Here is a 24,548-nt window from a genome sequence, read left to right as displayed (position 1 = left end):
CCCCGTCGGGCATCTTGATAACATACACCATAGGGACTTAGCCGTTTGGATTGCCGCAATTTGCTATCGAAGCAAAAAAAAACCAGTGTGTAAATCTCCCATCGGTACGAGCGAACCCAATCGATGATGGCGACGACATGGACGCTCACCTCGACGACTGGGACGCTCACCCCTTAGAGTTTAAGACCGATGGAACGAGAAAGGAGAACGATGCTAGATACCGTCGTCATCGCAACCGATGGCTCCGAGAGCGTCACGCGCGCGGTCACCATCTCGCTCGACCTCGCGCGCCGGTTCGACGCCGAAGTACACGCCCTCTACGTCGTGGACAGTGGCGAGGTCGAATCCTCACCCGAGAAACTCCGCGAGGAACTGCACGCAGCCCTCGAATCGCAGGGTGAGAAGGCACTCGAAGCAGTCCGCGAGCACGCCGACCGCGATGTCGTCACCGCCGTCTGCGAAGGCGACCCGGCAGCCGAGATTCGAGAGTACGCCCGCGAACACGATGCCGACGTCGTCGCAACCGGTACCCGAGGTCGCCACGGCGAGAATCGATTCCTCATCGGAAGCGTCGCAGAGCGCGTCGTTCGGACGTGCCCGACGCCCGTGCTGACGGTGCGGCAACTCGACACAGACGAGATGTGAAAAAGATTTCACTACTCGCGGGGAAGAAAGCATATATCAATCCACTACGATGTTTCCGGCATGGCCGCCATCGAACTGGACGGCGTAACCAAGCGTTTTGGAAGCGTCGTCGCCCTCCGCAACATCTCGTTGCAGGTCGAGGAAGGCGAAGTGTTCGGCTTCCTCGGCCCGAACGGAGCGGGCAAGTCGACGACCATCGACATCCTGCTCGATTACGTTCGTCCGACGACCGGAACCGCCCGCGTCTTCGGGCACGACGTACAGCGTGAGACGCGTACCGTCCACGAGCACGTCGGGGTGCTCCCCGACGCCTACCACGCCTACGACCACCTGACTGCCCGCCAGCATATCGCGTTCGTCGTCGAATCCCGTGGCGCGGACGACGACCCCGACGAACTCCTCCAGCGTGTCGGTATCCTCGACGCCGCAGACAGACGTGTAGAGGGGTTCTCGAAGGGGATGCGCCAGCGCCTCGTCCTCGGGATGGCACTCGTCGGTGACCCCGACCTGCTCGTACTTGACGAACCAACGACGGGACTCGACCCGAACGGCGCACTGGCGATGCGCGAAATCATCCACCAGGAGCGCGACCGCGGCACGACCGTCTTCTTCTCCAGTCACATCTTAGAGCAGGTCGAAGCCGTCTGTGACCGCGTCGGCATCCTCAGCGATGGCGAGCTCGTCGCCGTCGATTCCATCGATGGCCTCCGAGAGACCGCCGGGGCCGGTTCCACGCTGACGGTTCGAGTAAACCGGACTCCGTCGGGGATACTCGACCGCGTTCGGTCGGTCGAGGGGGTCGCCTACGCCTCCGCAAACGGAGCGACCATCACTGTCGCCTGCTCCGACCGGGCGAAGAAGGCCGCCCTCGACGCGGTCGAACGGGCAGGCGCGACCATCGAGGACTTCGACACCGACGAGACCTCGCTCGAAGAACTGTTCGCCACCTACACGACGGAGGTGCCAGCATGAACTGGCGCGTGATGGCGAAGAAGGATCTGCTCGACGCCTACCGAAAGTGGACGCTCGGAACCATCATTGTCTTCTTCGTCCTCTTTTTCGGCGTCCCTACCTACTTCCGGGTCAGCAACGTCGTCGACACCGCCACCGTCGACTTCTTCGCCGGGATGGGACTCGTGCTCTTTCTCGTTCCGCTGGTCGGACTGTTGCAGAGCTACGACGCCATCGCCGGGGAGCGCGAACTGGGAAGCCTGAAACTCCTGCTTGGGCTGCCCTACACCCGGCGCGACGTAGTGATGGGGATGGCGGTTGGACGGGTGACGCTTATCAGTGTGGCGACGGTGACGGGGATTCTCGTCGCAGCACTCGTCTTCATCGCGTTCGGTGGATTGGTTCCGCCAGCCGATTTCGCCGTCTTCCTCGTGCTCGCCGTCCTCCTCGGAGGGGCCTATGCCGGGGCTGGTGTCGGTATCTCCGCCGCGTCGAAGACGAAAAATCGCGCGATGGTCGGGAGCGTCGTCTTCTACCTCATGACGGTCGTGGGGTGGTTCGCCATCCCGACCACTTTCCAGTACGTGCTCAACGGCTTCTCGATGCCTCAAGGGGCACAACCCGAGTGGGTCATCTTCATCGACAGACTCGGCCCGGTAAAAGCGTACCAGACCGCGACGAACGCGTTGATGGAGTCGGGCGGGATGTGGGTGCCGCCGGGCGACGCCTTCTACTACTCCGGCTGGTTCGCCATCGTCGTCCTCGTCTGCTGGGCCGTGGTGCCGGTGACACTCGGCTATCGTCGCTTTCGAAGCGTCGATTTGTAACCGAGGCCTCTTTGCCACCGACGCCGGAGTAGACGTATGAAAGATTGGGTCATCGACGACGATAATCTCTCGATCGAACGAAAATCGTTGTTGCCGGGCGAGGGCTTCTTCATCCCCGATTCCGTCGAAGAGCAGAAAGAAGAACAGGAAGCACAGGAGACGCTCACCGGTGCGGACGTGGCGGTCGTCGCCGACCCCGACTCCGACGGACTGGCCGCGACGGCACTCATCCGCGAAGCATACGGCGAAGGCGCACTCATCGACGCAGGCCCGCACGACCTGGACGATGCGCTGGAGCGCGTCGTCGCCTACAGCGAACCCGGTGCGACGGTCTTCGTCTGTGACCTCTGCCCGGATGCCTACGAACCGATCGCCGAAGAACTGACGACCCTCGTCGCCGAGGCGGACGAAGTGCACTGGTTCGACCACCACCAGTGGGACGACACCGTGGCCGACGCAGTCCGTGATGCTGGCGTCGAACTCGTCGTCGGCGAGTCGGACGAAGAGTGTACCGCCGACGTGGTGGCGCGGTCGCTCGATTACGATTTCCCGGACTACCTCGTCGAACTCGCCGCCGTCACGCGCGACCACGACCTCTGGCTCCGCGAAGACCCGCGGAGCGACGACCTCGCGGACTACTCCTACTGGTCCGAACCCGAGGAGTACATGGAAGTCATCCAGGAACACGGCGCAGACCTCCCCGAGGAAGTACAGACGTTCCTCGCCGAACAGCGCGTCGAGAAAGATGCACTCATCGAGCGGGCAGTCGAGCGCGCCGACCTGAAGAAGATCGGCGACTGGACGGTCGGCGTCACCTACGGGCGCTGTTCCCAGAACGAAGTCGCCGAAGCGATGCGTGAACAGGGCGCGGACGCCTCCGTCGTCGTCAAACCCGCCGGAAGCGCGAGCATCCGCGGCACCGACGAGTTCGAACGCTGCCACGAGGTCGCCCGGCAAGTCAACGGTGGCGGCCACCCGAAAGCCGCGGGGTGCAAACCCGACATCTACGACGACATGCTCGACTACGCCTACCACTGGACGACGCAGGGCGCGGTGGCGAAGCAGGTCATTCTCGACGGCTTCCAGAAACTGGCACGCGAGGAAGCCGACGAGAGCGAATAGCAACGAGGACGAATAGGCGGTCGAGAGCGGCTAGCGATCGCGAATAGAACGATTACGGCAGAAGCGACCGAACGAGTTCTTTCTGCCGACTCGCTATCTTCTCTGGGTTGTCGCTCTCGCCGTACCAGAGGTCGAACCACGCGAGCGGTGACAGTTGTGCGACGAAGAGGTACGCCTGTCGGCGGCGGCGAAACGCATCGTCCCGAGTCAGGTCGTTGGTCTCCGAATAGCCCGCCAGCAGTGCGTCGCGAACGAGGTGGCGACGGTCGGCGTCGAGGCGGCGGCGACCACAGAGATAGTGTTCGGTCGCTGCAAGGTCGAACTCACCGTGACCGGTGTGAAGGTTGCCCCAGTCGAGAACCGTCCGAACGGCACCCGTCTCGGCATCGGCGAGGAGGTTCCCGAATCGATAGTCCCCGTGAACGATGACGGGGTCAGGAGACGAGGGAACCGCTTCGAGGTGGGTATCGAGACCGGCGCGGAGTTCGTCGAGCATCTCAGCGAATCGCGTGTCGGCGATGAGATCGAACTCGAATTCGGCGCGAGCGCGGAGTTGCGACGGCCAATCGGCATCGGGGTCGGGGACGGCGAGGTCGCCGACGGTTGGCTCGCAGTCCACATCCGGGTCTGCGCGAAGTCCCCCACACTCCGCGAACGAGGCAGCGGCGTGGAGTTCGCCGAGATGGCGGCCCGCGTCGTGAGCAGTGCGTTCGAGGGCGGCGTCGTCGAGCGAATCCATGTCGGTGATCTGCTCGCCGGACGCGCGCTCCATCAGGAAGAACGGCGCGGGCAGGTCCTCGTGATCGTCCACGTAGCCGAGAACGTCCGGAACGGGGATGTCGGTTCGGCGACCGACGAGGTCGAGGGCACGCGGTTCGACCCGAAACGACGGCGGGTTCACGAACGAACACGCTTTCAAGACACAATCTTGATCTCCATCGGGCATCTCGACAGTGACGAAGAAAACGTCGTCAGTGCCCTCGTCCACCCGAGTCACGTCCGCGGCCGTTCGGTCTCCGACGATCTCTCGAACCATTCGCGGAACGCACTCGACAGCCAACTCGTCGTCCAGACTCGTGCCGGTCATAGCAACGGTGAGTCACTTTTCGACACGGTGATAGAAGTTTTGTGGTGTCGAATAGGAGACAATACGGTGCGACGATTCGGGTTACACCAGCGCGCCGACTCGGGTCGCTTAATTCGGGGCGCACCGACATCCCTCTATGAACATCTTCGGCACCGACGACGCCATCGTCGGCATGGTTCACCTGCCAGCCCTGCCGGGCGCACCTGGCTACGACGGGAACTTCGACGTCCTACGCACTCGCGCGCTCACCGACGCGCACGCGCTCGAAACAGGGGGCGTGGACGCTATCATGGTGGAGAACTTCGGTGATTCGCCGTTCTATCGCGACGACGTGCCGAAGCACGTCGTCGCGTCGATGACCCGCATCACGACCGAACTCCGACAGGCGGTGGACTGCCCGCTCGGTGTGAACGTCCTCCGGAACGATGCCGCGGCGGCCCTGTCGATTGCGACCGCCGCCGGAGCCGAGTTCGTGCGCGTGAACGTCCACACAGGCGCGCGCCTGACCGATCAGGGGATCGTCGAAGGGAGAGCACACGAGACGCTCCGCCTCCGCGACGAACTCGATTCCGACGTGGCAATCCTCGCCGACGTGGACGTGAAACACTCCGCCCCGCTCGCCGACCGACCCACTACCGAACTGGTCGCCGAAACCCTCGAACGCGGGCGGGCAGACAGCCTCGTCGTCAGCGGCGTCGGAACCGGCCACGAAGTCGATACCGACCTGCTCGAATCGGTCGTCGCCTGCCGGGACGACCTCGAATCGGACGCCCCCGTGCTTGTCGGCAGCGGCACGACCCCCGAGAACGTCACCGACCTGCTCAACGTGGCGGATGGGGCAATCGTCGGCACTGCGTTGAAAGACGGCGGCGAGACGACGAACCCAGTGGACGAATCGCGGGTCGCAAAACTCGTTTCGCGGGTGTAGGAGGAGTACGACGAGAGGCCGAATCGCGTGTATCGTCCCGAGTTCTCTGAATGTACTGTTTTGTACTGAAATATACTGTTTTGTACTGCCCTCGATGGGGTGCGCCCACCGCCAAAGCGTGTCGGTGAGGGCCATCCGTCATCTGAACGCTTCGACTTCCTCGCTCATCGGAAGCCCGCCTCTCGCACCTTCTTCCGTGCAGTTCAGCGCCGCCACAGCGGCGGCGAACTCCCCGGCCTCCGCAGGGTCGCTCCCTCGAAGGAGCCACTCGTGGATCAGTCCGGCGGTGTGTGCGTCCCCCGCACCGGTGGTATCGACCGCTGGAACGTCGAACGCCGGAACCTCGGTGACGCCCGACCGGTCGAACAGGAATGCACCGTCCGCGCCCCGCGTGACCGCTCCGCGCTCGAGGCCCCGCTCGCGCAGTTCGGCGACCGCCTCGCGCGGTCCGACACCGAGGTACGACCGGGCGGGCACCTCGCTCGTGACGAACAGGTCGAACGCGGGGAGCGCGTCGTCCAGCGTCTCGCGGGTGACGGCCCGGCCGTCGAGTTCCGAGAGCGGCCCGGTGAGGTCGAAGACGAGCGGTGGGAGGTCGCCAGCGCGGCGGGCGACGACAAGCCGCGAGACGACCGGGTCGGGGGCGTACGCGCTCGTGAAGACGACGCGGGCCTGTCGAAGGAAGTCCATGTCGGCGTCGGAGAGGCGGAGCGCGGGAACACTATCGCCGCCCGCGATTATCATGCGCTCGCCGTCGGGATCGCGGAGGATGAGACAGTACGAAGAGTCCTCGTCACCCCTGCGGACGCGGGCGGTGTCGATGCCGCGCTCTCGGAGGTCGCGGGTGACGAACTTCCCGTCCTCGTCGTCGCCGACTCGGGCGACCACTCCCGTCTCGCGTCCGAGGCGCGTCAACGCGGTGGCGACGTTGGCGGCCACGCCGCCCGCGGACCTGGATTCACCGTGGACGAACGCCCCGCCATCGGGTTCCGGGAGGTTCGAGAGCGAGTAGACGTGATCGACCAGCGCGCTCCCGACCGTCACCGCATCGAATGCCATTGCCAGACGCTCGAAGGGAGCGCAGAAGTCGCTTGCGCTACGGTCTGCGGAACACGTAGGTCGAGCCCGCTCGTTCGATTCGAATCGCGCCCCGGTTGTGGTCGAAGATCAGTGAGTCGGCGCGCCCGTCGAAATCGTGCAGAGGCATCCCGGCGGTCACCCGGCCATCGCGCGTGACGGCGAACCGGGCCACACCCATCCTGGAGACGAGTTTCGAATCGGACGCATCGACGTTCCCGGCGAATCGGCGGAGATGCGACTCGACGGCATCCCAATCGGAGAGAGGCACGCGCTCTACCATACAGAAATCCTCGCCGGGAGCGAGCAAAGCAGTGACGGTCAGAACGTTCGTGCAGTCAGCACTCGGCGACGTTTGAATCCGTTAGCGGTCGCCGACGACCCACTTCTGCGTGAAGGCGGTTCCGCACTCGCAGTAGGCGTAGGCGTGGATAACGTCGCCCTCGGCGTAGAGACCGCCCACCTCTTCGTTCTGTTCCTCGGCGAACGCGAAGACGAACTCCACGTCGTGGTCGCCTTTGGGACAGTCGCCGCCCGAAAGATCGGATGCGATCTCACCCTCGGTGTCCATCGCTTGCTTGGCGAAGCCCATCGCATCCATCCCGGTCGCCTTCTTGAAAACGCTTCGCCCCGTCTCGCCGGAGACGACGAGGAGGGTGCCGCCGGGAACCGAATCGCCGTAGTCGGCCAGCGTGTCACCGGAGACGAACGAATCGGCGAGGAACAGTGCGACGTCGTCCGGGCGCTCACCGGCCAGGAACTCGTCTCGCTTGCTCATCAGTCTTCCACCTGTTTTGCGATGTCGGCGAGGCTCTCGCTCGGTTTCTCGGTCACCACGTACACCGCGCGCTCGCCGGGTGCGCGGAGTCCGTACTGGAATCCCTCCTCGACCACGTCGATGAGCACCGACTGGCCGAACTCGCGGTTGCTCCCGGCGAACCACCCGGAGAGCCGATTCTCGCCCTCGCCCGGATTGCGGGCGAGTCGTGGCGTGTCGTACGCGCCGCGGATGAGCCGACCGTCGCCGGTCAGTGGGCGCTCGATCTGGGCGCGGTACTCCGTGTCGCCGATGACGAGTCGGACGAGTTCGTCCGCCGGAAAAGCGTCTGCGTCGTCCGCCGCGATCTCGATACGTGGGCGATTTGTCGCGCCTGCCTGCGCTACCGTCGCACGGACAGTGTCAGTGGTGTCGCTCGAAACCCGCTGGGTCATGATGATGAAAAGACTATGAACGTGTTTGAATGCTGTGTAGCGTTACTCGTCGTCTTCGCTTTCGTCGCCTTCGCCGTACAATTCTTCGACCGACTGGTCACCGCGCTCGGTGATCGTGACGTTCAGTTGCGCGACCTCTTCGCTGACTTCCTTGCCGCGAACCGAGATTCGGCGTCGCTCGCCGTCTCGCTTCGGGTTGTAACCCGTGCCGCCTTCGAGGAGCACGTCTTTGAGGTTCGGGCCAGCGACGTCGCTGCGCATTGGGCGACCGGCCTTGTCGGAACCGCCCGTGATCTCGACCGTGTAGCCGTCGAGACCGACGGCACCAGCGTCTACGTCGTCTCCGATAGACCTACCGAGGAAGCGGTTCGCATCCTGTCCTTCGATCTCGCGCTGATACGCCGTCCCGGAGTCTGGATCCGCGACGACGACCTGAAAGTTTGCCATACGGGGAAAATATCGGGCGCTCCCTAAAAGGACATCGAAAGCGACCGTCTTCCGGACGAAACCACTTTCGCCTACGCAACCGTGCTGTCAGCAAAGGGGAAGGGAATGGCCGAGGTGTACTACTTCGTTAGCGACCTTCACGTCGGTGGCGACGAGCAGTTACAGACGTGCGAGTTCGAAGACGAGTTTGTCGAGTTTCTCGAGGGGCTTGAAACGACGGACGAAGACGCAGAGCTGATAATCCTCGGTGATGCATTCGGCCTCTGGGAGTTCACCGAATCAGAGGGGATGGAGAAGTTCGACCTTCTCGTCGAGCACCATCCGAAGCTGTTCGAGCAGTTCCGCGCGACCGGCGAGAACGTCACCATCACGCTCATCCCCGGCAACCACGACGCTGAACTCGCGGGATATTCGGAGTACGTCGAGCGCCTGCGCGAGTACAACGTCGAACTCGACTCGACGCTCTCGCTGGTCAGACACGTTGCCGGGCGCGAGATCTGGATCGAGCACGGGATGCAGCGTGATGCAAACAACCGGATGCCAGATTTCGGCAATCCACGGGCGAACCCGCTGGGTTATTTCGTGAACCGTCACGTCACGAGCAAGGCCGGACAGCTCTCGGGACGCGGTAAGTACAACTGGCTCAAAGATATCCAGTCTGTGACGCCACTCGAAGAGATTCCGGACTGGATCGCCTCGAACTACTTCTACCGGGAGATGAGTCCCTTCCTCCGGTACGCCGCGCTCCCGTTTCTGTTGCTGTTCCAGATGAGCCTCGTCTATCTGGTCGTCCTCGTGCTGGAGGCGACGGGCGTCCTCGGGACGAGCGTCGTCTCGAACCTCACCGCGGCGTTCCTTCGTCAGTTCGGACTCGTCGGCGACCTCGTCGAGTTCGTCATATACGTCAACCTCGTCATCGTCGGACTGCTGTTCGTCCTCTCGATCCCGCTCTATTTCTTCGTGCGCGACGTGCGACGAACCCTCGAAAGGTTCGATATCGTCTCGTCAGAACGGGACACGAAACCGCCGGACACACCCTATGTCGAGGCCGCACTCGAGGTGTTCGAAACCGAACTGGACGTCGCAGTGTTCGTCTACGGTCACACCCATCGCGTGTCACTATCAAGGGTGGGCAAGCGCGTCATCATCAACACCGGCACGTGGCTCAAGCGACTGCACCGGACGCCGACATGGGTCGGCATCTTTCCCCCGGTGTACTACCCCTCGTTCCGACTGAACTACTTTCGAATCAGCGAGGAGGCGGGGAACGTCCTTGTCGAATATCACACCATCGAGAAGGCTCCGCCGAAGGAACTCACACTGCTCCAGCGACTGCTGACCCGCCGACCGACACTCGACCCCGAGATTCCAGACCGAACCATCATCGAGACGCCGGAGAAGGAGGTCGTCGAATCGCCGTCGCACGTGGATGGTGGAGAATAGCGGGGGTAGTTTCCGAGACGTGGTGCGTGAATCATCGCCATCGCTTCGAAGGGACGAGAAATGTACATTCAAACGAGAGCGACAGCAAGGTTATGGATTCGGCTGACAGACAGTTCAAACACGTGTCCGATACCGTTCGTTTCCGACCACGAGCAGAACACAACTGGCCGCCTGTTGACCGTCGTCGTCCTCACAAGCCCGGTCAGACTCCGGAGTCGCATCGTTCGGAATCTTTCTTGAGGTATGAAGAAGCGACAATATAACGAGTTTCAAATCAGCATCGGTTTTAGTAATATTGCTTTAATTTTCACATTACGATGAAAAGGTTCTATGACGGGGTAAGGAGTACACTACCGACATGAGGGTTGAGAAACGATGACGCTGGAAGACCGTCGGGCGTCCTCCACGACGCTTCCGGTAAACCCGTTCCAGCACGGTTACTTCCCACTTGCGCTCGTACAGCTCCTTCTGATCCCTCTCCTCTTCTCCGACGTACTCCTTCGTGCGACGAACAGCCCCGAATGGTTCACCGCGTTTCACATCAATCTCCTGTACGTCATCTTCGCCCCGGTTCTCCTGTTCGCCCACGGCTACTACCGCAGGGACCGGAACCTCTGGCTCCACGTCGCACAGCTGGCAATCATGATACTGCTGACGTTCGCTCTGCTACGTCAGGAGTACAAGTACATCCCGCCCGCCGACGAGGGGCGTACCGTCCACGTCGCTATCGTCTACCTCTACTATCTGGCGTACCCGCTGCTCGGATACAACCTCGTCGAATTCCTCCGGGAACGGGCAGTCTACATCGCGGCGTACGCGACCGTTCTCGGCGTGTACTTTTTCCATGTGGATGGGATGGCTGCCGGATCGGGAAGAGCAAGTTTCGTCGTTTTTGTCGGGCTACTCTTCGGGATGAATCTGTTTTTCATCCCGCGACACGTCTCCCGTGACATTTTCCTCTGGGGAGCGAGCCTCGCGTCGACGTTCGCAGTCGGACTTGGGCTCCTGGCGTACGTGCTCGGGGAGTATCAGATCTCGTGGTTCCAGATACGGTTGTTTGGAGCTCAATTCAGTCTACCACTACTCGGTACAAAGCTCCACTTTCTACAATCGATCTTCGCGAATCCAAACACGCTTGGCGGGCTCGCGTTTGCAGGTGCGTTTGCGGCACTCGTACTCACAGGTGAGGCCTTACGGCGGCGGTCGTTCCTGCTCGTTCCGTTTGCAGGCGCGATGTTCGTGTTGAACAGCATCGGTGTGTATGCGAGTTACTCTCGGGCGAGTTGGCTCGCTCTAGCGCTCGCAGCGACGGTATACGTCACCTACGTCGGATTAGGTCGACGAGCTGCCGCCTACACCACCATCGCACTTGGTGGACTGACTGTACTCTTTTTCGTTGGAATGTTCTTTTCGATCGTTCCGATCAACCCCCACGGCCGGTTCGCACTCTGGGAGGGTGGTTTTCGAGCTATACTAAACGCCCCAGGATCGTTCGGCTATGGCGTTGTCTCTGAAGACAAGGTCATCGCGCCGTTCGTGCCAGATCCACAATTACGTGGGTATTCACCCCATAATTCCTACGTGGAGATATTCATTAACGTCGGAATTGTCGGTGGGCTCGCGTACCTCGTGTTGACGCTTGGAAGCATTGCTGAAGGGTTGTTCAGATACGAAACCGTCGACGTTCCAATGCTTGCTTTTGCGTTTGGCTTCTCGGTTCACCACATGTTCGAAAAGTACACGATGTTCAATATCGCTATCGCAACGATCATCTCCGCGCTGGTCTTCGGTTATCTCATCAACGGCTATCGACAGTAGGCCAGCGACGACAGACCACCGACGACAGGCCAGCGGTGAAAGCTCTCGAATCGTCGTTCTCGAACCGTCGATTACTTCGCAACCCGACGCGCGACCTGCTTCGCGCCTTCGAGGTCGATGCCGAATCGGTCTTCGAAGCTCTCGACGAGTGCGAGTTCCTCTTCCTCGATGCCACCGAGTGCGAGTATCATCGCGACGTAGATGGCACAGAACAGCGCGAACGCGCCGATAAGGGAGACGATGGTGACGTCTATCAGAAGCGACGTGCCACCGTAAGCGACTCCGGCGGCGATGGCTGCTGCGGCCGCAGTCCGGAAGAACGTTCCTCTGAACGGGTGGATGCCGACGGTGCGGTAGAGCTGTGTGAGATACAGGGTGTTCATCAGCAGATAGCCGACGGTGGTTGCGACGGCAGCACCGACGTACGAGTAGCGAGGGATCAAAACGAGGTTGAGTGCGACGTTCACGATGGCGACGGCCACGTTGTCGTACATGATGAGCTTCGTTTTCCCGACCGACGTGAGCGTATTTCCGGATGGACCGGCGATGGCGTGTGCGAGGAATCCGACCGCGAGGAGCGAGAGGGTGAACGCACCTGCGGAGTACTCCGCGCCGAACGTGTTTCGAATCACGATGTCGGGGAAGAGCACGACGACGAGGAAGACGGGAACCGTCGCCAGAAACACCCATTTGGAGACGAGCTGGTACATCCGCCGCATCTCGCCGTGTTCGTCGTTCGAGTGGAGCTTCGAGATGACGGGCATGAAGATGAAACCGAACGACGTAAGCACGACCGTCAGCATGGCGGCGAGCGGATACACCGAATTGTAGATACCGATACCACCGGTTCCGTCGGAGAACACGCCGAGCATGAAGATGTCGATGTTCCCCAGAATCATGTTCATCGTCGCGGTGATCATGATCGGTGCCGAGAATGCGAGCAGTTCGCCGTGCATCCGTACCGGTTCGACGCGCTCTAAGAGCGGCGTGTGACGAGCGAGATAGTAGAGGCCGAGCAGCGCCGCGATTCCATAGGAGATGGCGTATGCCCACGCGACACCGGTCGTTCCGAGGCCGAGAACGAGTGCCCCGGCGATGAACGCGAACCGCGAGACGGGGACGGCGATGTTCTGGAGATACACTTTCGGAAGCGAATCTTCCATTCCCCGGATACCACCGATGGTGAGTTTGACGAACGCCATGAACGGCACGCCGAGTCCGAAGATACGGATGATGGGTGTGAGCGAGGAGTCGCTGAACACCACGGTCGCTATCGGGTCGGCGAGGAGGGCGATGCCGATACCGACCGCGAGGGCGATCGGAACGACGATCTGGAACGCGGAGATGAGCACACCGCGCCTGCGTTCCTGCTCTTCGAATCGAGGGAGATACCGACCGATACCCGTGTCGGTGCCGACCAGCGTGAGCACCGAGAGCATCGTCATCATCGTGATGCCGAGCGAGACACCGCCGTAATCCACTTTCCCGAGGGTACGAGCGATGAGGAGCTTCGAGCCGAAGTTGATCCCGAGCTGGAGAACCATCCCGCCGAAGAGGATCGCCCCCGACGACGCGAGCGTCTGCGAGAACTTCTTAGCTTTTTCTGACATTTATATGGAGATGGAGTAGGCGGCAGTTGCTTGCAGGCGGGTTATGCGTAGCCCAGATCTTCCAGTCGGTCTTTGATCTCGTCCGGAACGTCGTTGTTCCGCTCGACGTCGCGCGTGTCAAGGTCGTCCTGAAGCCGCTGGATTCGGTCGGTGACGTCCGGTACGTCCTCGGAACCGACACTCTCGATGCCGTCTACCGTTTCGTACCCGTAGTAATCGCGGCGAGCGACGTAGCCGTATAGCTTCCGGTCGTACGTCTCGGCCTCCCTCTCGTAGCCGTTCTCCCGGAGTTTACTCTCGCTCCACGAGGTGAGACCCCGATACTCCGCGAGGAACTCCTCGCCCGATGGGTTTTCGAGGAGGTTCCGCCCGCGCGATCTCCCGTCGATGCCCGCCATGGCCTGTATCGTCCGATGCACGTCGAGAAGACTCACAGCGTTCGAACTGCTGCCCGACAACCCATCGCCGGAAATGATGAGAGGAACGTGGGTCAACTCGGGATAGACGCCGTGCTCGTGGCCCCACGCGTCGTATTCGCCGAGGAGTTCGCCGTGGTCGGAGAGGGTGATGACGTAATCGAACTTCGCTTCAAGGCGGTCGAATATCTTTCGGTAAATGTCCGAGAGATACCGGGAACAATCTTTGTAAGCTTGTATCGTCTGTTCGCCGTCGACCTCTCCGATGCTGATATCCCCGACGGAGTCGGTGAGGTCGGGTTCGTCCACCGTTTGATACTCCGGCGGCACGCGATACGGTTCGTGTGCCTCCATGAGGTTCAAGAAGAGGAACTCCTGGTCACCGAACTGGGTCTCACGGATAAGGTCGAGCGCGTCGGCGGCCCCACCGTACTCCGTCGGGTTGCCACCCTTCCGGATGAGATTGAGACCGGTCATCAGCGACGGAATGGTCGCGGAATCGTCTCGAAGGCAAGCAACGAGCGCCTTGAGATACTTCTCGACGCCTTCGCTGCCAGTGGATCGGTTGAACTCCCGCCAGTCGAACTGGTCGTCGTCGTTCAAGTGTTCGATCCCCTTCGGCGCGTCGAACGAATCGAACCCTCTATCGAAGTCGAAATGGCCCGAGACGTTGGTGTTCGCGCTGAACGCCCGCGTCGTGTAGCCAGCATCGTGGAGCTGTTCTGCGAGTGCGGGCGTCTCACAGTCGAAGTACATGTTCTTCGCGTGGACGCCGACTTCGCTCGCGTACTGGCCGGTAAAGAGCGAGGCGTGGGCTGGCACGGTCCAGTTGGAGGTGGAGTACGCCCGGTCAAATCGCCTGCCGGGGAGCCAGTCGAAGTGGCGGTCGAACGCATCTTTTCGCAGCGTGTCGAGGACGACGAGTGCAACGTTTGTCATTTTGTATCTGCCTCGTTACTTGTATCCGAGAGATTCCAATCGTTCGTCGAGCGTTTCCTGTTCGACCGCATCGTACTCGTGGGCGGTCGGTGGTTCGCTGGTGATCGCCCGCCGGTTTCGAGACGGGCACACGAGCCACGGAACCTTCACCAGCGGATCGGCGGTCGCGTACTTCGGGTGGGCGTAGCGATGCGGACTGGCCGAGAGCACGCCGTACGCCGATTCGTCGAGGAGATTTCCGTGGTCGGAGGTGACGACCGTCTTGCCGTCCAGCCGTTCGCACAGTTCTTCGATGATGGGAAGAATGATCTCCAAATTCTCGTCGTACGCGCGCTTCAGCGTCTCTGGGGAGAGGTCGCCGTTTCGAACCTGGTGCCAGACCTTCTGTGCATCGTCCGTATCGGTGTCCTCGCCGAGCGCTCGTTGTCGAGCGGAATTGTTCCCGTTCATTGTGCCGATCGTCTCCTTCGCAGTCGGCCCGATGAAGGGGTGGTGAGGTTGCATGAAGTGAGCGACGAATCGCTTGTCGGGATATCGGTCGACGGCACGGAGCGTCGCATCCCGGATGCTCCCGGGGAGCACCGTCCCGTGTTCGTCGTCCCACTGGCTCTTCCACACCTCTTCGAGGGCGTGAAACGAGTCGCCAGCGTCCATCGACACGAATGGGTTCCCCGTCACGTAGACGGTATCGTAGAACTCCTTTCCGGCGAAGTTGTTGGTGACGAACTCGCGGGTCGCCGACCCCTTCGACCGTCGTGACTGAAGGTCGCCGGGGAGATCCGATAAGCGTTCGAACATATCGTACCGACACGCATCGAGAATCAGAAGATTGTCCCAGTCCTCGGCCATTACGTCGCAACCGAGTATCCGGTTTTCCACTCGCCCGACATACTGTCGAGTTTTATACATTAGTTTTGCAGGATCGTCAATTACTTTTTTTACTTTATTCATATTTTCTACAATATCGGTGAAGGGATTGGATTCTATTTCGGATAGATTGGGTAGAAGCATAATACTTGTTGAAGGCGAACCGGGAGGTTACTTATACTAACGGAAAATTTGCACTCCACATGGCTCGAATCACTGTCGTCCACCCCGACTTCTCTGTCAAGGGCGGTGCGGAAGCCGTCTCGATGAACGTCCTCGAAGCCCTCCAGACCGAACACGACATCACTCTCTTCACGACGGCACGCCCGGATTTCGACGCGCTGAACGCCTACTACAACACTGAGGTCGGCGACGTTTCGGTGGTGGTGCCGACGGCCAACGTGGTCGCACAGCGACTCCTCGGGTCGGGGCTCGGCCTACTGAAGTACGCCCTCCTCAATCGCGCGATCCGGTCGAAAACTGAGTCGTTCGACCTCGTCGTCGGGACGTACAACGAACTTGCGGTCGATAGCCCCTGCGTGATGTACGTCCACCATCCCGTCTATCGCCAACCTGCGGAGTCGCTTGACGCGCGCGAGCAGACGAGCGGGCGACGGGCGTACAAGCGCGTCTGCGCTGCGGTCGCGGGCGTGACCGACGACCACCTCCGGAAGAGTGCCGTGTTCGCCAACTCTCGGTGGATGGCCGACCTGGTCGATCGAGTGTACGACACCGACGCGCAGCCACTCTACCCTCCGGTAGATACGGAGGAATTCAACCCCGTTCCGCACGACGAACAAGAAAACGGCTTCGTTTCGATCGGTCGCTTTGCACCCGACAAGAACATCCTTCGAAACATCGAAATCATCACTCGACTTCACAAACGTGGTCACGACGTTCACCTCCACTTGATCGGACCACCACATATGTCCGACTATCAGCAACAAATAGAAGCGAGAGCTGAGAAACACGACTTCATTCATATAGAGAACGAAGTTAGTCGTAAAGAGCTAGTTCAACTGGTTAACACGCACCGATACGGACTGCATGGGAAGAACAACGAGCATTTTGGGATGGTCGTTGCAGAAATGGTTGCCGGAGATGCCCTTCCCTTTGTACCCAATAGCGGTGGTCAACGAGAAATCGTCAATAATCAGTCCACCCTCCTCTACGATACTGTTTCGGAGGCCGTGGAAAACATCGACACTGTTCTCTCGAATCCAGACCTCGAACGAGAGCTTCGAACGAACCTCCCGTCGATTACCGAGCGATTCAGTCGGAATCGTTTTCGAACGGAAATTCGAGCCGTTGTGGAAGAGAAACTCGCCGAGACATCCCCACGTACGATCAAGGCGAAGTAATCCATACTATAGGAACTACTGACTTTTCGATTTGAAGGCGGAATCTATTATAGAACCAGATTAGAAAAAGGGAACTGATGAAGATCGGGCTCGACGCACGAACGCTAGTTGGAAATATCTCGGGAGTTGGCAACTATCTTGCGAATATCATAGAGTCGGGTGCCTTCGCAGGGCATACGCTTTACGCATATTACGACGACCGCGCGAACGAATCCCCTGCATCGATCGAAACCCCAGAGAGCACCACGCTCGTTTGGCGACCAATACGCTCTCCCAGTTTCGTAGACGACCTGCTTGGGCCTGCTGCACCGGCTTGGTGGGTGAACATAACCCTGCTAAGGGCGCTAAAAGAAGACCGGATAGACGCGTTCTTCGGACCGAACTTTGTTCAGCCCATTTTGTTCGATGGACCGAGTGCGATCATCGTCCATGATATGATTCATCGAACTTATCCGGATGCACACCCTCGGTTGTATCGTATCTACCTTCAAGCGTTTCTCGGCAGAGCAGTCAAGAAGGCAGATCAGATCATTACTGTCTCAAGCCACTCGGAACAGGACCTCCAAAAATACCGCGACGTGCAACCCGAACGAGTCTCGGTAGCACCGGGTGCAGCCAACGAGCGCTATCGACCGCGCAAACTCTCGTCGAATACACGTGAACGACTACGAGAAGAATACGATTTACCCGACCAGTTTCTCCTCTATGTCGGAAACATCGAACCACGGAAAAATCTAGTAACGGTTATCGAAGCGCTATCCTTGCTAAACGAAGAGGAGCGACCCCCGCTCGTAATCGTTGGTAAAGAGCAACTCGCGGATGAAACGTTTAAAACGGTATACCAACAGTGTCGCTTCAAGGATCAGATCACGTTTACCGGCTATGTTGCGGAAGAAGACCTCCCGCTGCTCTATAATATGGCCCGCATTTTCGTATTTCCATCTCTCTATGAAGGATTTGGTCTCCCCGTCTTGGAGGCGATACAGTCCGGCACGCCCGTCATTACATCGAACACCTCGTCGCTCCCGGAAGTGGTCGGTGACGCGGCAGTAACGGTCGATCCCCAGGACGTATCCTCAATCAGCCAAGAGATCAGCGAACTGTGGACAAACGAGCACGCACGAGACGAGTATCGAGAACTCGGGTACGAACGAGCAACCGAATTCTCGTGGCAACAGACGGCAAAGAAGATCGCGGAAACCTGGGATTCGATGTTCTGAATCGAAATCACTATCACCAACTCTTATTTCCTCTCTCGATAACTGTCGAACGATGATCGCTCTTCTGGTGACACTCGTTTTTATAATCGGCTTATCAACAATACTATACACCTACGTCGGGTATCCGCTCGCCCTTCTCATGTTATCGAAATTCATGCAACAGGATGAGGAGAGTTACTCTGGTTTCCGTCCATCGGTTACGATGATCGTCGCTGCTCACAACGAAGAAGCGATTATGAAGGAAAAGCTCGAGAACACACGGGCCATCGAGTACGACGGTCGATTCGATTGCATCGTTGTCTCGGATTCAACTGATACGACGGACGCTCTCGTCGAGCAATACGCTGGATCTCGAACGCGACTCCTCTCGTTAGAAGAACGACGAGGAAAGAGTTACGCCCTCAACCGAGCAGTTGCCAAAGCAACCGGAGACGTACTCGTGTTTTCCGATGCAAACACAATGTACGACTCCAACGCGATAACCGAACTGGTCGCCCCACTCGCCGACGACACTGTGGGATTGACAACAGGGTCACTTCGGTTGGTAGATGCTGAGGGGAAGAGTACCGAGAGTTCTTATTGGAAATACGAATTGGGAATCCGAAAACTCGAATCAAAGCTAGGAACGACGGTGAGCGCCAATGGTGGCATGCTCGCGCTACGACAGAAGGATTTCGACCAGATTCCGGAAGCAGCACTCACAGACGATTTTATCGTTGTACTACAGCAGGCAATAAGCGGTCGTCGGATCGTTTTTGTTGATTCAGCAAAAGCGACCGAACAGACAACAGGGGATCTCTGGCAGGAATACAAACGACGGATCAGAATCGGAGCCGGAAACTATCAGTCCCTCGTATGGTATCGAACGCTACTCTCCCCTCGACACGGGTTGATCGCATTCGAGTTTTTCTCACACAAAGTTCTCAGATGGTGTTTACCTGCAGTGTTATTGCTTGTCCTTCTGTCGAACGCAGTGCTTGCATTGCTTGTGCCGTCTTTGCTTGTGACTACACTACTGGTCGGACAACTCGCGTGCTATATCGCAGCAGTAGTAGGAATGATGAGTCCGCGCGCGCGGTCGTTAACACTGTTTGGAATTCCGGCATACTTCCTCAGTATGAACCTTGCTTTCGCATCCGGATTTATGCGGTTCTTATCAGGTGCTTCTATCGATATCTGGACCTCTACCAGAGACCTCAGTTAAGAACGCATCCGATGGAATCAATTGATGATAGATTGCAAACCTTCGTGCAATGAGATAGTCGGCTCATAACCCAGATTTTTCCTTGCTTTTGAGATGTCTGCTTCGCTTTCTTGGATGTCCCCCGGGCGGGGATCCGTATGGACGATCTCCGACGACGACCCGGAGACATCACGAATCGTCTCGGCTAGTTCGTTTATCGTAACGCTCTCACCAGTACCGACGTTGTATGCTTCTCCAACGTGGTCGGTCGTTGCTGCCAGCAAATTAGCCCGCACGACGTCGTCGATGTGGACGAAATCGCGCGTCTGCTTTCCATCGCCGTCGACGGTGATCGGCTCGTCGTTCGTTGCTTGGCGTTTGAAGATGCTGATAACGCCACTGTAATCGCCGCTCGATTGCCGAGGGCCATAGATGTTGAAGTACCTGAGAGCGACCGTCTCTAGTCCGTACAGTTCCTCATAGAGGTGGGCGTAGTGGTCAAGCGCAGATTTCTGTAACCCATACGGAGACGAGGGAGAAAATGGTTCGTCCTCCGAAATCGGAACGTCAGTCGGTTGTCCGTAAATCGCACAGCTCGACGCCAAGACGACGCGAGCGTCGAGGTTCCGTGCTCTCTCTAAGAGTGCGAGCGTCGCATCCAGATTGACTTCGTTCGAGCGCACTGGATCTTCGACGGATTTTTCGACACTTACGACACCTGCCTCGTGAAAAATCAGATCTACGTTCGCCGTTGCACGGTCTAGGGTCTCTGAATCACAAATATCCCCTTCGATCACCGTCGCGTTTTCGTTCACGTTTGAACGTTTCCCGGTAGTAAAATTGTCAAGGATTCGAACATCGTTATCCGGGACGAGTACATCGGCGAGATGACTTCCGACGAATCCCGCTCCACCGGTGACAAGGATTGTTTGGGCGACTGGTGTTTGTACCATTCGTCTTCCTTGTGGAGAGCCCTCGATTAAATCTGTTTCTACTGGCGGAATAGTTGGGTGTGTTACAATCTCTCGAACCCATGATAGTGACCACTCTCGCATTCGGCCTTGAATACGATCAGGGTCGATGACTCAATCGTCGATTAACTCCGTATTCTCACGATAAATAGCTTCGTCAACAGCCTCAGGAAATCTTGAAATGAGAACTATGGAGACGGCTAGTTGTTATGAATGTAATTGGTATTAACAACATGTCGCTGAACAATTCCTCTTCAGTAAATCAGATTCTCAAAGATGCCTTCTGAAACGATTGTTTCGAGAGCCGGCAATGGACAGACCACATCGATCTCAACCGATCTACGCCTATTCGTCTGGTACATTCTCTATCTTGAGCAGCGTAATATTTTCCGAAGTAGGTTTTGACGCAAATTACAAAATTGAGCAAGCGGCACTGTCTAGATAAGCGAATCCACCAGACTGCGGTCGGATAAATGTGTCTCAAAGGAGGTGAACGAGTAACTATTCGGTGAAATGAAGGATTGGTGAACTATGAATGCCGCGAATTCGCAGACCTCACCAAGAGTTCACAAAAATTCATGAGATTTTCAGATCAACAAAGGCTGGAGAAGCGCTGTACAGCCAGCATATTCCAGAATCGCTTAACTAAACAGTGCCGAGCAAGCTAAATGGTGTCTTTACTCCACTTTGTCTTCGTCGCGGACGAGATACCCGACGTCCCGCACCACTTGCCAGATTTGTCTTGTCACGATCTGGATGTCGAACCAGAACGATTGTCGGCGGATATACTCGATGTCGTACCGCAGTTTTTTGGCCGGTTCGTGGCCGGTCGCGTCACTGATTTGGGCGAGGCCGGTCAGGCCGGGCTTGATGAACCAGCGCTTTCGCCACTCGACAACACCAGTTTCGATGTCGGAATCCAGTTCCGGTCGCTCTGGGCGTGGCCCGACAACGCTCATGTCCCCCATGAGGATAGACCACAGCTGTGGTATTTCGTCCAAATGGGTTCGCCTGAGAATCCGGCCGACGCGCGTCACGCGTGGGTCAACTTCACCCTTGTCTTCCTCGCTCACCTTCGCTCCAGTTTCGGCTTCTGCATCCGTAACCATACTCCGGAATTTGTACACTTGGAATGTCCCACCGAATTCTGCAGTTCGGGCCTGGCTGTAGAAGACGGTACCAGGACTGTCGAGTTTGATAGACAATGCAATGACGCCGAGAAGCGGGGCAAGCGCGAGGAGGCTGACTGTTGCGAATAGTACGTCGAACGTCCGCTTGAAGAGATAATCCTGCCAATCCCACGGTTCTAATGCGATTTCGACGAGTTTGTCGTCCGCCGTTGCTTCGGTTTTGGTGAGGACGCTATCGATATGTCGACTTGGAGCCTGCGCAGTCACACCGTGCTTGTGGCAGGTGTCGAGCGCACCGAAAAACTCAGCTCGATCGGTGGTCGAGAAGGCGAGAATCGCGGTATCGATGTCGTTTTCGAGCAGCACTTCCTCTAGCCGGGAGAGACCACCAAGTCGGTGGGCTCCGGACAGCGGTTGCTCGCCCCCTCCGTCGGCGACGAGGGGGGTGCCGTGCTCTGATTTGATTCCGCGTCCGATCGGCGGCGAGACGTACCCTAGCACTGGGATCGAGGTGGTTTCGAGAACGGAGTCGATAGCCTCGATATCGTCGCCGACGACGACGGCACGCGCGTGCTCGTCAATCGGTTGCCGGCGAATCACGATGAACAGGAGCGGAAGGCCGAGACCCAATAGCGCCGTGACGACGATGAGCGTCGAACGCGGCAGGCGGTAGCTGTAATCGAAGTAGCCGATGGTCGCGAGCGCGAAACACGCTACCAACACCCGTTTTTCTGTGAGGAAGATGGTGTCAAGGATGCGCCGCGGCCGTGGCTTGTATATCGGTACGAGGCTGGCAGTCACGACCGTCGCAGTAATCAGCGTCGTGAACATAAAGCGCTCTCCGGTAAGTACCTGTCCCGGAAGTTGGCTGACCACAGGAACAAGTGTCGTGACCGACTGCTGAACGGGGGGGAGGTTCGCGATAACGACGACGAGCATGGCGGTCAAGGTCGTACCGCCGATACTCGCCAGTCGATAGCGGAGGCCAGAGACCATTAGCTGAGTAAGGGAGAGTAGACTTCATAAAGGCTGTGCCTCGTTAATATTAATAACTATATTGAAATGGCCTTCAAAATGTAGAATAAACTACTATGCTAAACTTAGGTCATACAACCAATAAAATCCATCACAACCTAGTTGCATCCGCGTCATATAGACCGTACACCGGCAATCTCCACACCAAATTGGTCTCCGCGTTCGTTTCAGAGCGTTAGAACGTCGTCACGAACTGTGAAAGAATATGCAGTAGGCGGGTCGGGATACTGTTACAGTGCCAATAAGACGATACTCCAGACGAGTATGGAGAGGAAAAGCCGCGATACAGATTCCTTTCTAGAGATCGGCAAATTCGGGTATCGTCCGATTGAATTTCAGCCCTATACATTACTAATGATCAATTTGTACTTAAGTACTTTTGGGTTAAATGACGCAGATTTTATATGGAGTTCGCTGTCTGCCGAGAAAGACTGAATACCCCCCGTTAAAAGTGCGCTATCTCTGGTACTTTCGATACTCGCCCGAGATGGTCGCGGCGAGTATCCAGAAGACGAAGGTGACCTTCGCGTTGTAGAGTTGCGGGTTCCAGAACGAGAACGCCGCGATGCCGAGCCCACCAGCGAGAAGGCCAGCGACGAGGATCGCATCGGACGACCGCTCGTGTAAGAGTCGCCAGCCGTAGAAGCCGATCGCCGTGATCGCCCCCACGTACATCGTGAAGCCGACCAGGCCGGTCTCGGTGAGCAACGCGAGGTAGGTGTTGTGGATGAGACGCGGATACTCGTATCCGTCAGGGACTGGAAGGTCGTACTCACCCGCAACGTGGACGAAGTTCATCCCCCCGATGCCGAAGATGGGGTGGGATGCGAACACGTCGAGTGCGACGGCGTACTGGCGCAACCGAGTCCCCAGATTGGCCGTCGAGAACAACGGAATCGAGACCTCTTTACCGCCACCATCCGATTCCGCTGCATTCCGAGCCGTCTCGTTCGAGGTCGTGGTGGCAGTCGTTGTCGATTCCGTCGTCGATGTCTCTTCTGTCGTGGTCTCTGTAGTCGTAACCGAATCGGTCGTCATCTGTGCGGATGCTGCGCCCTCGGATGACGGGTCGGAGCCGCCTGGAACGGAGAACGACGTATCGGACGCCATCGACGGCAGGGCGACGATGGAGACGAGAACGAGGACGAGACAGACGGCCCCGATGGTCTTTCCCCTCGACGGGCGGAACGAGACCGAAGACCGCCACGCGAGGTACGCGAGCAAGCCGCTGAAGACCACCAGCGTCAGAAAGAGCGCGCCCCGCACCGAGTCGGCAGCCGAGAATCGGACGATGACGGCCAGCAGGACGAGGGCTGCCGCGAGCGCGTACCGCCGCCAGCCGCGCACTCGAAGTGCCATCCCGGCAGCGAGTGGCATCGCGGCGGTACAGAAGATGGCGAGCGTGAACGACATGCCCGTGAATCCGGCCACGAAGGGACCGATACTGAACCGCCCGAGGAGGGGGAGTGTCAGCCACGTCCGCATGCGTGGACCACCTTCTCCGAGGTACGTCAGCCCGAACGGATCCTGGTGGGCGAACTGTGCGAGACCGACGAGCGAGTGGCCGACGATCGTGAGAAGGAAGACCGCTGCAAGTTGACGAGACGTGATGAGTCGGCGCGCGATCGCAGTCTCGACGAACCAGAGGATCAGGGCGAGTTCTGCCGCGTAGATGACGAAGAATCCCGCCGGAACGAGTTTTGGCCGGACACCGAGGAGGGCCGCGAGCAGGGCCGCCACGACGAACCCGCCCAGCAGGTAGATCGGACGACTCGCCGACTCTCGATGCCAGCCCTTCACGACCGCTACCACGCAGAGATACGCGAGTGGCAGTTGGGCGAGGAGGAGCCGACCGACCACGTCTTTCGGATACTGATGTGCCGCTGCCATGAACGGAACGTCGGCGTTGAAGGTTGCGAGGACGACCAGCCCGATGATGCCACCGAGAAGCCACGCACGTTCGTAAGCGACGACCGCCGCGAAGGCGAGCCCGGTGAATCCGACACCCCACAGCAACGGGAGTGGGAGGGGCAATCCGGAAAGCTGAACCAGGGTGCGGAAGAGGGGGGCAAACAACGTGAGACCCAGTACGAGAACGAGGGTGAGAAGAATCACTTGAGACCACGAGCTAGGAGTAGCTCTCGCATCGTTCGATGCAATCACGTCCATACCAATATCACACTTGAGGGTGTGCTATAAGAGTATTCTAAGTTGTAAAAATATGTTCACCAAGTGCGACTCTTAGCAGAAACGTAATGA

General features: G+C 58.6%; 22 protein-coding genes. 10 read left to right on the top strand and 12 right to left on the bottom strand.

Features of this window, described 5'->3' with window-relative positions:
* Window positions 1–210 precede the first annotated feature (210 nt).
* From ACR3FE_RS09100 to ACR3FE_RS09085, 4 genes are read left to right on the top strand one after another with little or no spacing between them, the layout of a single operon-like run.
* Complete coding sequence (locus tag ACR3FE_RS09100) at window positions 211–645, top strand: universal stress protein (protein WP_458206791.1); 435 nt, start codon at window positions 211–213, stop codon at window positions 643–645.
* 60 nt (window positions 646–705) lie between these two features.
* Window positions 706–1,617, top strand: coding sequence for an ABC transporter ATP-binding protein (locus tag ACR3FE_RS09095; RefSeq protein WP_458206790.1), 912 nt, complete (start codon window positions 706–708; stop codon window positions 1,615–1,617).
* Entirely contained in the window at window positions 1,614–2,423 is an 810-nt protein-coding gene (locus tag ACR3FE_RS09090) for an ABC transporter permease subunit (protein WP_458206789.1), read from the top strand. The genes ACR3FE_RS09095 and ACR3FE_RS09090 overlap by 4 nt, the downstream gene beginning before the upstream one ends.
* Before the next feature lie 36 nt (window positions 2,424–2,459).
* The gene (locus ACR3FE_RS09085; protein WP_458206788.1) at window positions 2,460–3,545 is read left to right on the top strand and encodes a DHH family phosphoesterase; all 1,086 of its coding nucleotides are present in this window, start codon (window positions 2,460–2,462) and stop codon (window positions 3,543–3,545) included.
* A 52-nt stretch (window positions 3,546–3,597) separates the two neighbouring features.
* Here ACR3FE_RS09085 and ACR3FE_RS09080 read toward each other — a convergent pair whose 3' ends face one another.
* The gene (locus ACR3FE_RS09080; protein ID WP_458206787.1) at window positions 3,598–4,632 is read right to left on the bottom strand and encodes a phosphotransferase family protein; all 1,035 of its coding nucleotides are present in this window, start codon (window positions 4,630–4,632) and stop codon (window positions 3,598–3,600) included.
* 136 nt (window positions 4,633–4,768) lie between these two features.
* On the opposite strand from ACR3FE_RS09080, the gene ACR3FE_RS09075 reads away from it, so the two are divergent.
* Complete coding sequence (locus ACR3FE_RS09075; protein ID WP_458206786.1) at window positions 4,769–5,560, top strand: BtpA/SgcQ family protein; 792 nt, start codon at window positions 4,769–4,771, stop codon at window positions 5,558–5,560.
* A 138-nt stretch (window positions 5,561–5,698) separates the two neighbouring features.
* Here ACR3FE_RS09075 and ACR3FE_RS09070 read toward each other — a convergent pair whose 3' ends face one another.
* The 5 genes from ACR3FE_RS09070 to ACR3FE_RS09050 form a co-directional block, all read right to left on the bottom strand.
* Entirely contained in the window at window positions 5,699–6,619 is a 921-nt protein-coding gene (locus ACR3FE_RS09070) for a carbohydrate kinase family protein (protein WP_458206785.1), read from the bottom strand.
* 37 nt (window positions 6,620–6,656) lie between these two features.
* Entirely contained in the window at window positions 6,657–6,920 is a 264-nt protein-coding gene (locus ACR3FE_RS09065; RefSeq protein ID WP_458206784.1) for a hypothetical protein, read from the bottom strand.
* An 81-nt stretch (window positions 6,921–7,001) separates the two neighbouring features.
* Window positions 7,002–7,415 (bottom strand): DUF5807 family protein, encoded by a 414-nt coding sequence (locus tag ACR3FE_RS09060; RefSeq protein WP_458206783.1) that lies wholly within the window; start codon window positions 7,413–7,415, stop codon window positions 7,002–7,004.
* The gene (locus tag ACR3FE_RS09055) at window positions 7,415–7,849 is read right to left on the bottom strand and encodes a DUF7112 family protein (RefSeq protein WP_458206782.1); all 435 of its coding nucleotides are present in this window, start codon (window positions 7,847–7,849) and stop codon (window positions 7,415–7,417) included. Before ACR3FE_RS09055 ends, ACR3FE_RS09060 begins: the two co-directional genes overlap by 1 nt.
* A gap of 42 nt (window positions 7,850–7,891) precedes the next feature.
* Window positions 7,892–8,296, bottom strand: a complete 405-nt coding sequence (locus ACR3FE_RS09050) for a 30S ribosomal protein S6e (RefSeq protein WP_458206781.1) — start codon at window positions 8,294–8,296, stop codon at window positions 7,892–7,894.
* A gap of 105 nt (window positions 8,297–8,401) precedes the next feature.
* On the opposite strand from ACR3FE_RS09050, the gene ACR3FE_RS09045 reads away from it, so the two are divergent.
* Window positions 8,402–9,739, top strand: coding sequence for a metallophosphoesterase (locus tag ACR3FE_RS09045; protein ID WP_458207182.1), 1,338 nt, complete (start codon window positions 8,402–8,404; stop codon window positions 9,737–9,739).
* Between the two features lie 375 nt (window positions 9,740–10,114).
* Complete coding sequence (locus tag ACR3FE_RS09040) at window positions 10,115–11,557, top strand: O-antigen ligase family protein (protein WP_458206780.1); 1,443 nt, start codon at window positions 10,115–10,117, stop codon at window positions 11,555–11,557.
* Between the two features lie 71 nt (window positions 11,558–11,628).
* Here the strand turns inward: ACR3FE_RS09040 and ACR3FE_RS09035 are convergent, their stop codons facing one another.
* Genes ACR3FE_RS09035 through ACR3FE_RS09025 form a run of 3 tightly spaced genes read right to left on the bottom strand, consistent with a single transcriptional unit; the run spans window position 11,629 to window position 15,320 of the window.
* Complete coding sequence (locus tag ACR3FE_RS09035; protein WP_458206779.1) at window positions 11,629–13,167, bottom strand: flippase; 1,539 nt, start codon at window positions 13,165–13,167, stop codon at window positions 11,629–11,631.
* 41 nt (window positions 13,168–13,208) lie between these two features.
* Entirely contained in the window at window positions 13,209–14,522 is a 1,314-nt protein-coding gene (locus ACR3FE_RS09030) for a sulfatase-like hydrolase/transferase (RefSeq protein WP_458206778.1), read from the bottom strand.
* A gap of 15 nt (window positions 14,523–14,537) precedes the next feature.
* Window positions 14,538–15,320 carry an alkaline phosphatase family protein gene (locus ACR3FE_RS09025; RefSeq protein ID WP_458206777.1) on the bottom strand — a complete coding sequence of 261 codons (783 nt, stop codon included), beginning with the start codon at window positions 15,318–15,320 and terminating at the stop codon, window positions 14,538–14,540.
* 272 nt (window positions 15,321–15,592) lie between these two features.
* Here ACR3FE_RS09025 and ACR3FE_RS09020 point away from each other — a divergent pair, with 272 nt between their 5' ends.
* The 3 genes from ACR3FE_RS09020 to ACR3FE_RS09010 all read left to right on the top strand — a co-directional run bounded on the left by ACR3FE_RS09020 (window position 15,593) and on the right by ACR3FE_RS09010 (window position 19,174).
* Window positions 15,593–16,750, top strand: a complete 1,158-nt coding sequence (locus tag ACR3FE_RS09020) for a glycosyltransferase family 4 protein (protein ID WP_458206776.1) — start codon at window positions 15,593–15,595, stop codon at window positions 16,748–16,750.
* 77 nt (window positions 16,751–16,827) lie between these two features.
* The gene (locus ACR3FE_RS09015) at window positions 16,828–17,970 is read left to right on the top strand and encodes a glycosyltransferase family 4 protein (protein ID WP_458206775.1); all 1,143 of its coding nucleotides are present in this window, start codon (window positions 16,828–16,830) and stop codon (window positions 17,968–17,970) included.
* Between the two features lie 52 nt (window positions 17,971–18,022).
* Entirely contained in the window at window positions 18,023–19,174 is a 1,152-nt protein-coding gene (locus ACR3FE_RS09010; RefSeq protein ID WP_458206774.1) for a glycosyltransferase family 2 protein, read from the top strand.
* A 17-nt stretch (window positions 19,175–19,191) separates the two neighbouring features.
* Here ACR3FE_RS09010 and ACR3FE_RS09005 read toward each other — a convergent pair whose 3' ends face one another.
* From ACR3FE_RS09005 to ACR3FE_RS08995, 3 genes are all read right to left on the bottom strand, one after another.
* A complete protein-coding gene (locus ACR3FE_RS09005) occupies window positions 19,192–20,106 on the bottom strand; it encodes an NAD-dependent epimerase/dehydratase family protein (RefSeq protein ID WP_458206773.1) in 915 nt (304 codons plus the stop codon).
* A gap of 695 nt (window positions 20,107–20,801) precedes the next feature.
* On the bottom strand, window positions 20,802–22,250 hold the full coding sequence (locus ACR3FE_RS09000; protein WP_458206772.1) for a sugar transferase: 1,449 nt from the start codon (window positions 22,248–22,250) through the stop codon (window positions 20,802–20,804).
* Window positions 22,251–22,745: 495 nt separating this feature from the next.
* Window positions 22,746–24,404: an O-antigen ligase family protein gene (locus tag ACR3FE_RS08995; RefSeq protein WP_458206771.1), complete on the bottom strand. Its 1,659-nt coding sequence runs from the start codon at window positions 24,402–24,404 to the stop codon at window positions 22,746–22,748.
* Between the last annotated feature and the right edge of the window lie 144 nt (window positions 24,405–24,548).

Source organism: Haladaptatus rarus (genome assembly GCF_054177585.1).
Note: the sequence above shows the minus strand (reverse complement) of the source record. Positions and strands in the feature narration are given on the sequence as shown.

Bases quoted from the DNA above. Each gene is read 5' to 3' on its own strand.
- ACR3FE_RS09100 (WP_458206791.1), top strand. From the start codon at position 211: ATGCTAGATACCGTCGTCATCGCAACCGATGGCTCCGAGAGCGTCACG.
- ACR3FE_RS09095 (WP_458206790.1), top strand. From the start codon at position 706: ATGGCCGCCATCGAACTGGACGGCGTAACCAAGCGTTTTGGAAGCGTC.
- ACR3FE_RS09090 (WP_458206789.1), top strand. From the start codon at position 1,614: ATGAACTGGCGCGTGATGGCGAAGAAGGATCTGCTCGACGCCTACCGA.
- ACR3FE_RS09085 (WP_458206788.1), top strand. From the start codon at position 2,460: ATGAAAGATTGGGTCATCGACGACGATAATCTCTCGATCGAACGAAAA.
- ACR3FE_RS09080 (WP_458206787.1), bottom strand. From the start codon at position 4,632: ATGACCGGCACGAGTCTGGACGACGAGTTGGCTGTCGAGTGCGTTCCG.
- ACR3FE_RS09075 (WP_458206786.1), top strand. From the start codon at position 4,769: ATGAACATCTTCGGCACCGACGACGCCATCGTCGGCATGGTTCACCTG.
- ACR3FE_RS09070 (WP_458206785.1), bottom strand. From the start codon at position 6,619: ATGGCATTCGATGCGGTGACGGTCGGGAGCGCGCTGGTCGATCACGTC.
- ACR3FE_RS09065 (WP_458206784.1), bottom strand. From the start codon at position 6,920: ATGGTAGAGCGCGTGCCTCTCTCCGATTGGGATGCCGTCGAGTCGCAT.
- ACR3FE_RS09060 (WP_458206783.1), bottom strand. From the start codon at position 7,415: ATGAGCAAGCGAGACGAGTTCCTGGCCGGTGAGCGCCCGGACGACGTC.
- ACR3FE_RS09055 (WP_458206782.1), bottom strand. From the start codon at position 7,849: ATGACCCAGCGGGTTTCGAGCGACACCACTGACACTGTCCGTGCGACG.
- ACR3FE_RS09050 (WP_458206781.1), bottom strand. From the start codon at position 8,296: ATGGCAAACTTTCAGGTCGTCGTCGCGGATCCAGACTCCGGGACGGCG.
- ACR3FE_RS09045 (WP_458207182.1), top strand. From the start codon at position 8,402: ATGGCCGAGGTGTACTACTTCGTTAGCGACCTTCACGTCGGTGGCGAC.
- ACR3FE_RS09040 (WP_458206780.1), top strand. From the start codon at position 10,115: ATGACGCTGGAAGACCGTCGGGCGTCCTCCACGACGCTTCCGGTAAAC.
- ACR3FE_RS09035 (WP_458206779.1), bottom strand. From the start codon at position 13,167: ATGTCAGAAAAAGCTAAGAAGTTCTCGCAGACGCTCGCGTCGTCGGGG.
- ACR3FE_RS09030 (WP_458206778.1), bottom strand. From the start codon at position 14,522: ATGACAAACGTTGCACTCGTCGTCCTCGACACGCTGCGAAAAGATGCG.
- ACR3FE_RS09025 (WP_458206777.1), bottom strand. From the start codon at position 15,320: ATGTTCGAACGCTTATCGGATCTCCCCGGCGACCTTCAGTCACGACGG.
- ACR3FE_RS09020 (WP_458206776.1), top strand. From the start codon at position 15,593: ATGGCTCGAATCACTGTCGTCCACCCCGACTTCTCTGTCAAGGGCGGT.
- ACR3FE_RS09015 (WP_458206775.1), top strand. From the start codon at position 16,828: ATGAAGATCGGGCTCGACGCACGAACGCTAGTTGGAAATATCTCGGGA.
- ACR3FE_RS09010 (WP_458206774.1), top strand. From the start codon at position 18,023: ATGATCGCTCTTCTGGTGACACTCGTTTTTATAATCGGCTTATCAACA.
- ACR3FE_RS09005 (WP_458206773.1), bottom strand. From the start codon at position 20,106: ATGGTACAAACACCAGTCGCCCAAACAATCCTTGTCACCGGTGGAGCG.
- ACR3FE_RS09000 (WP_458206772.1), bottom strand. From the start codon at position 22,250: ATGGTCTCTGGCCTCCGCTATCGACTGGCGAGTATCGGCGGTACGACC.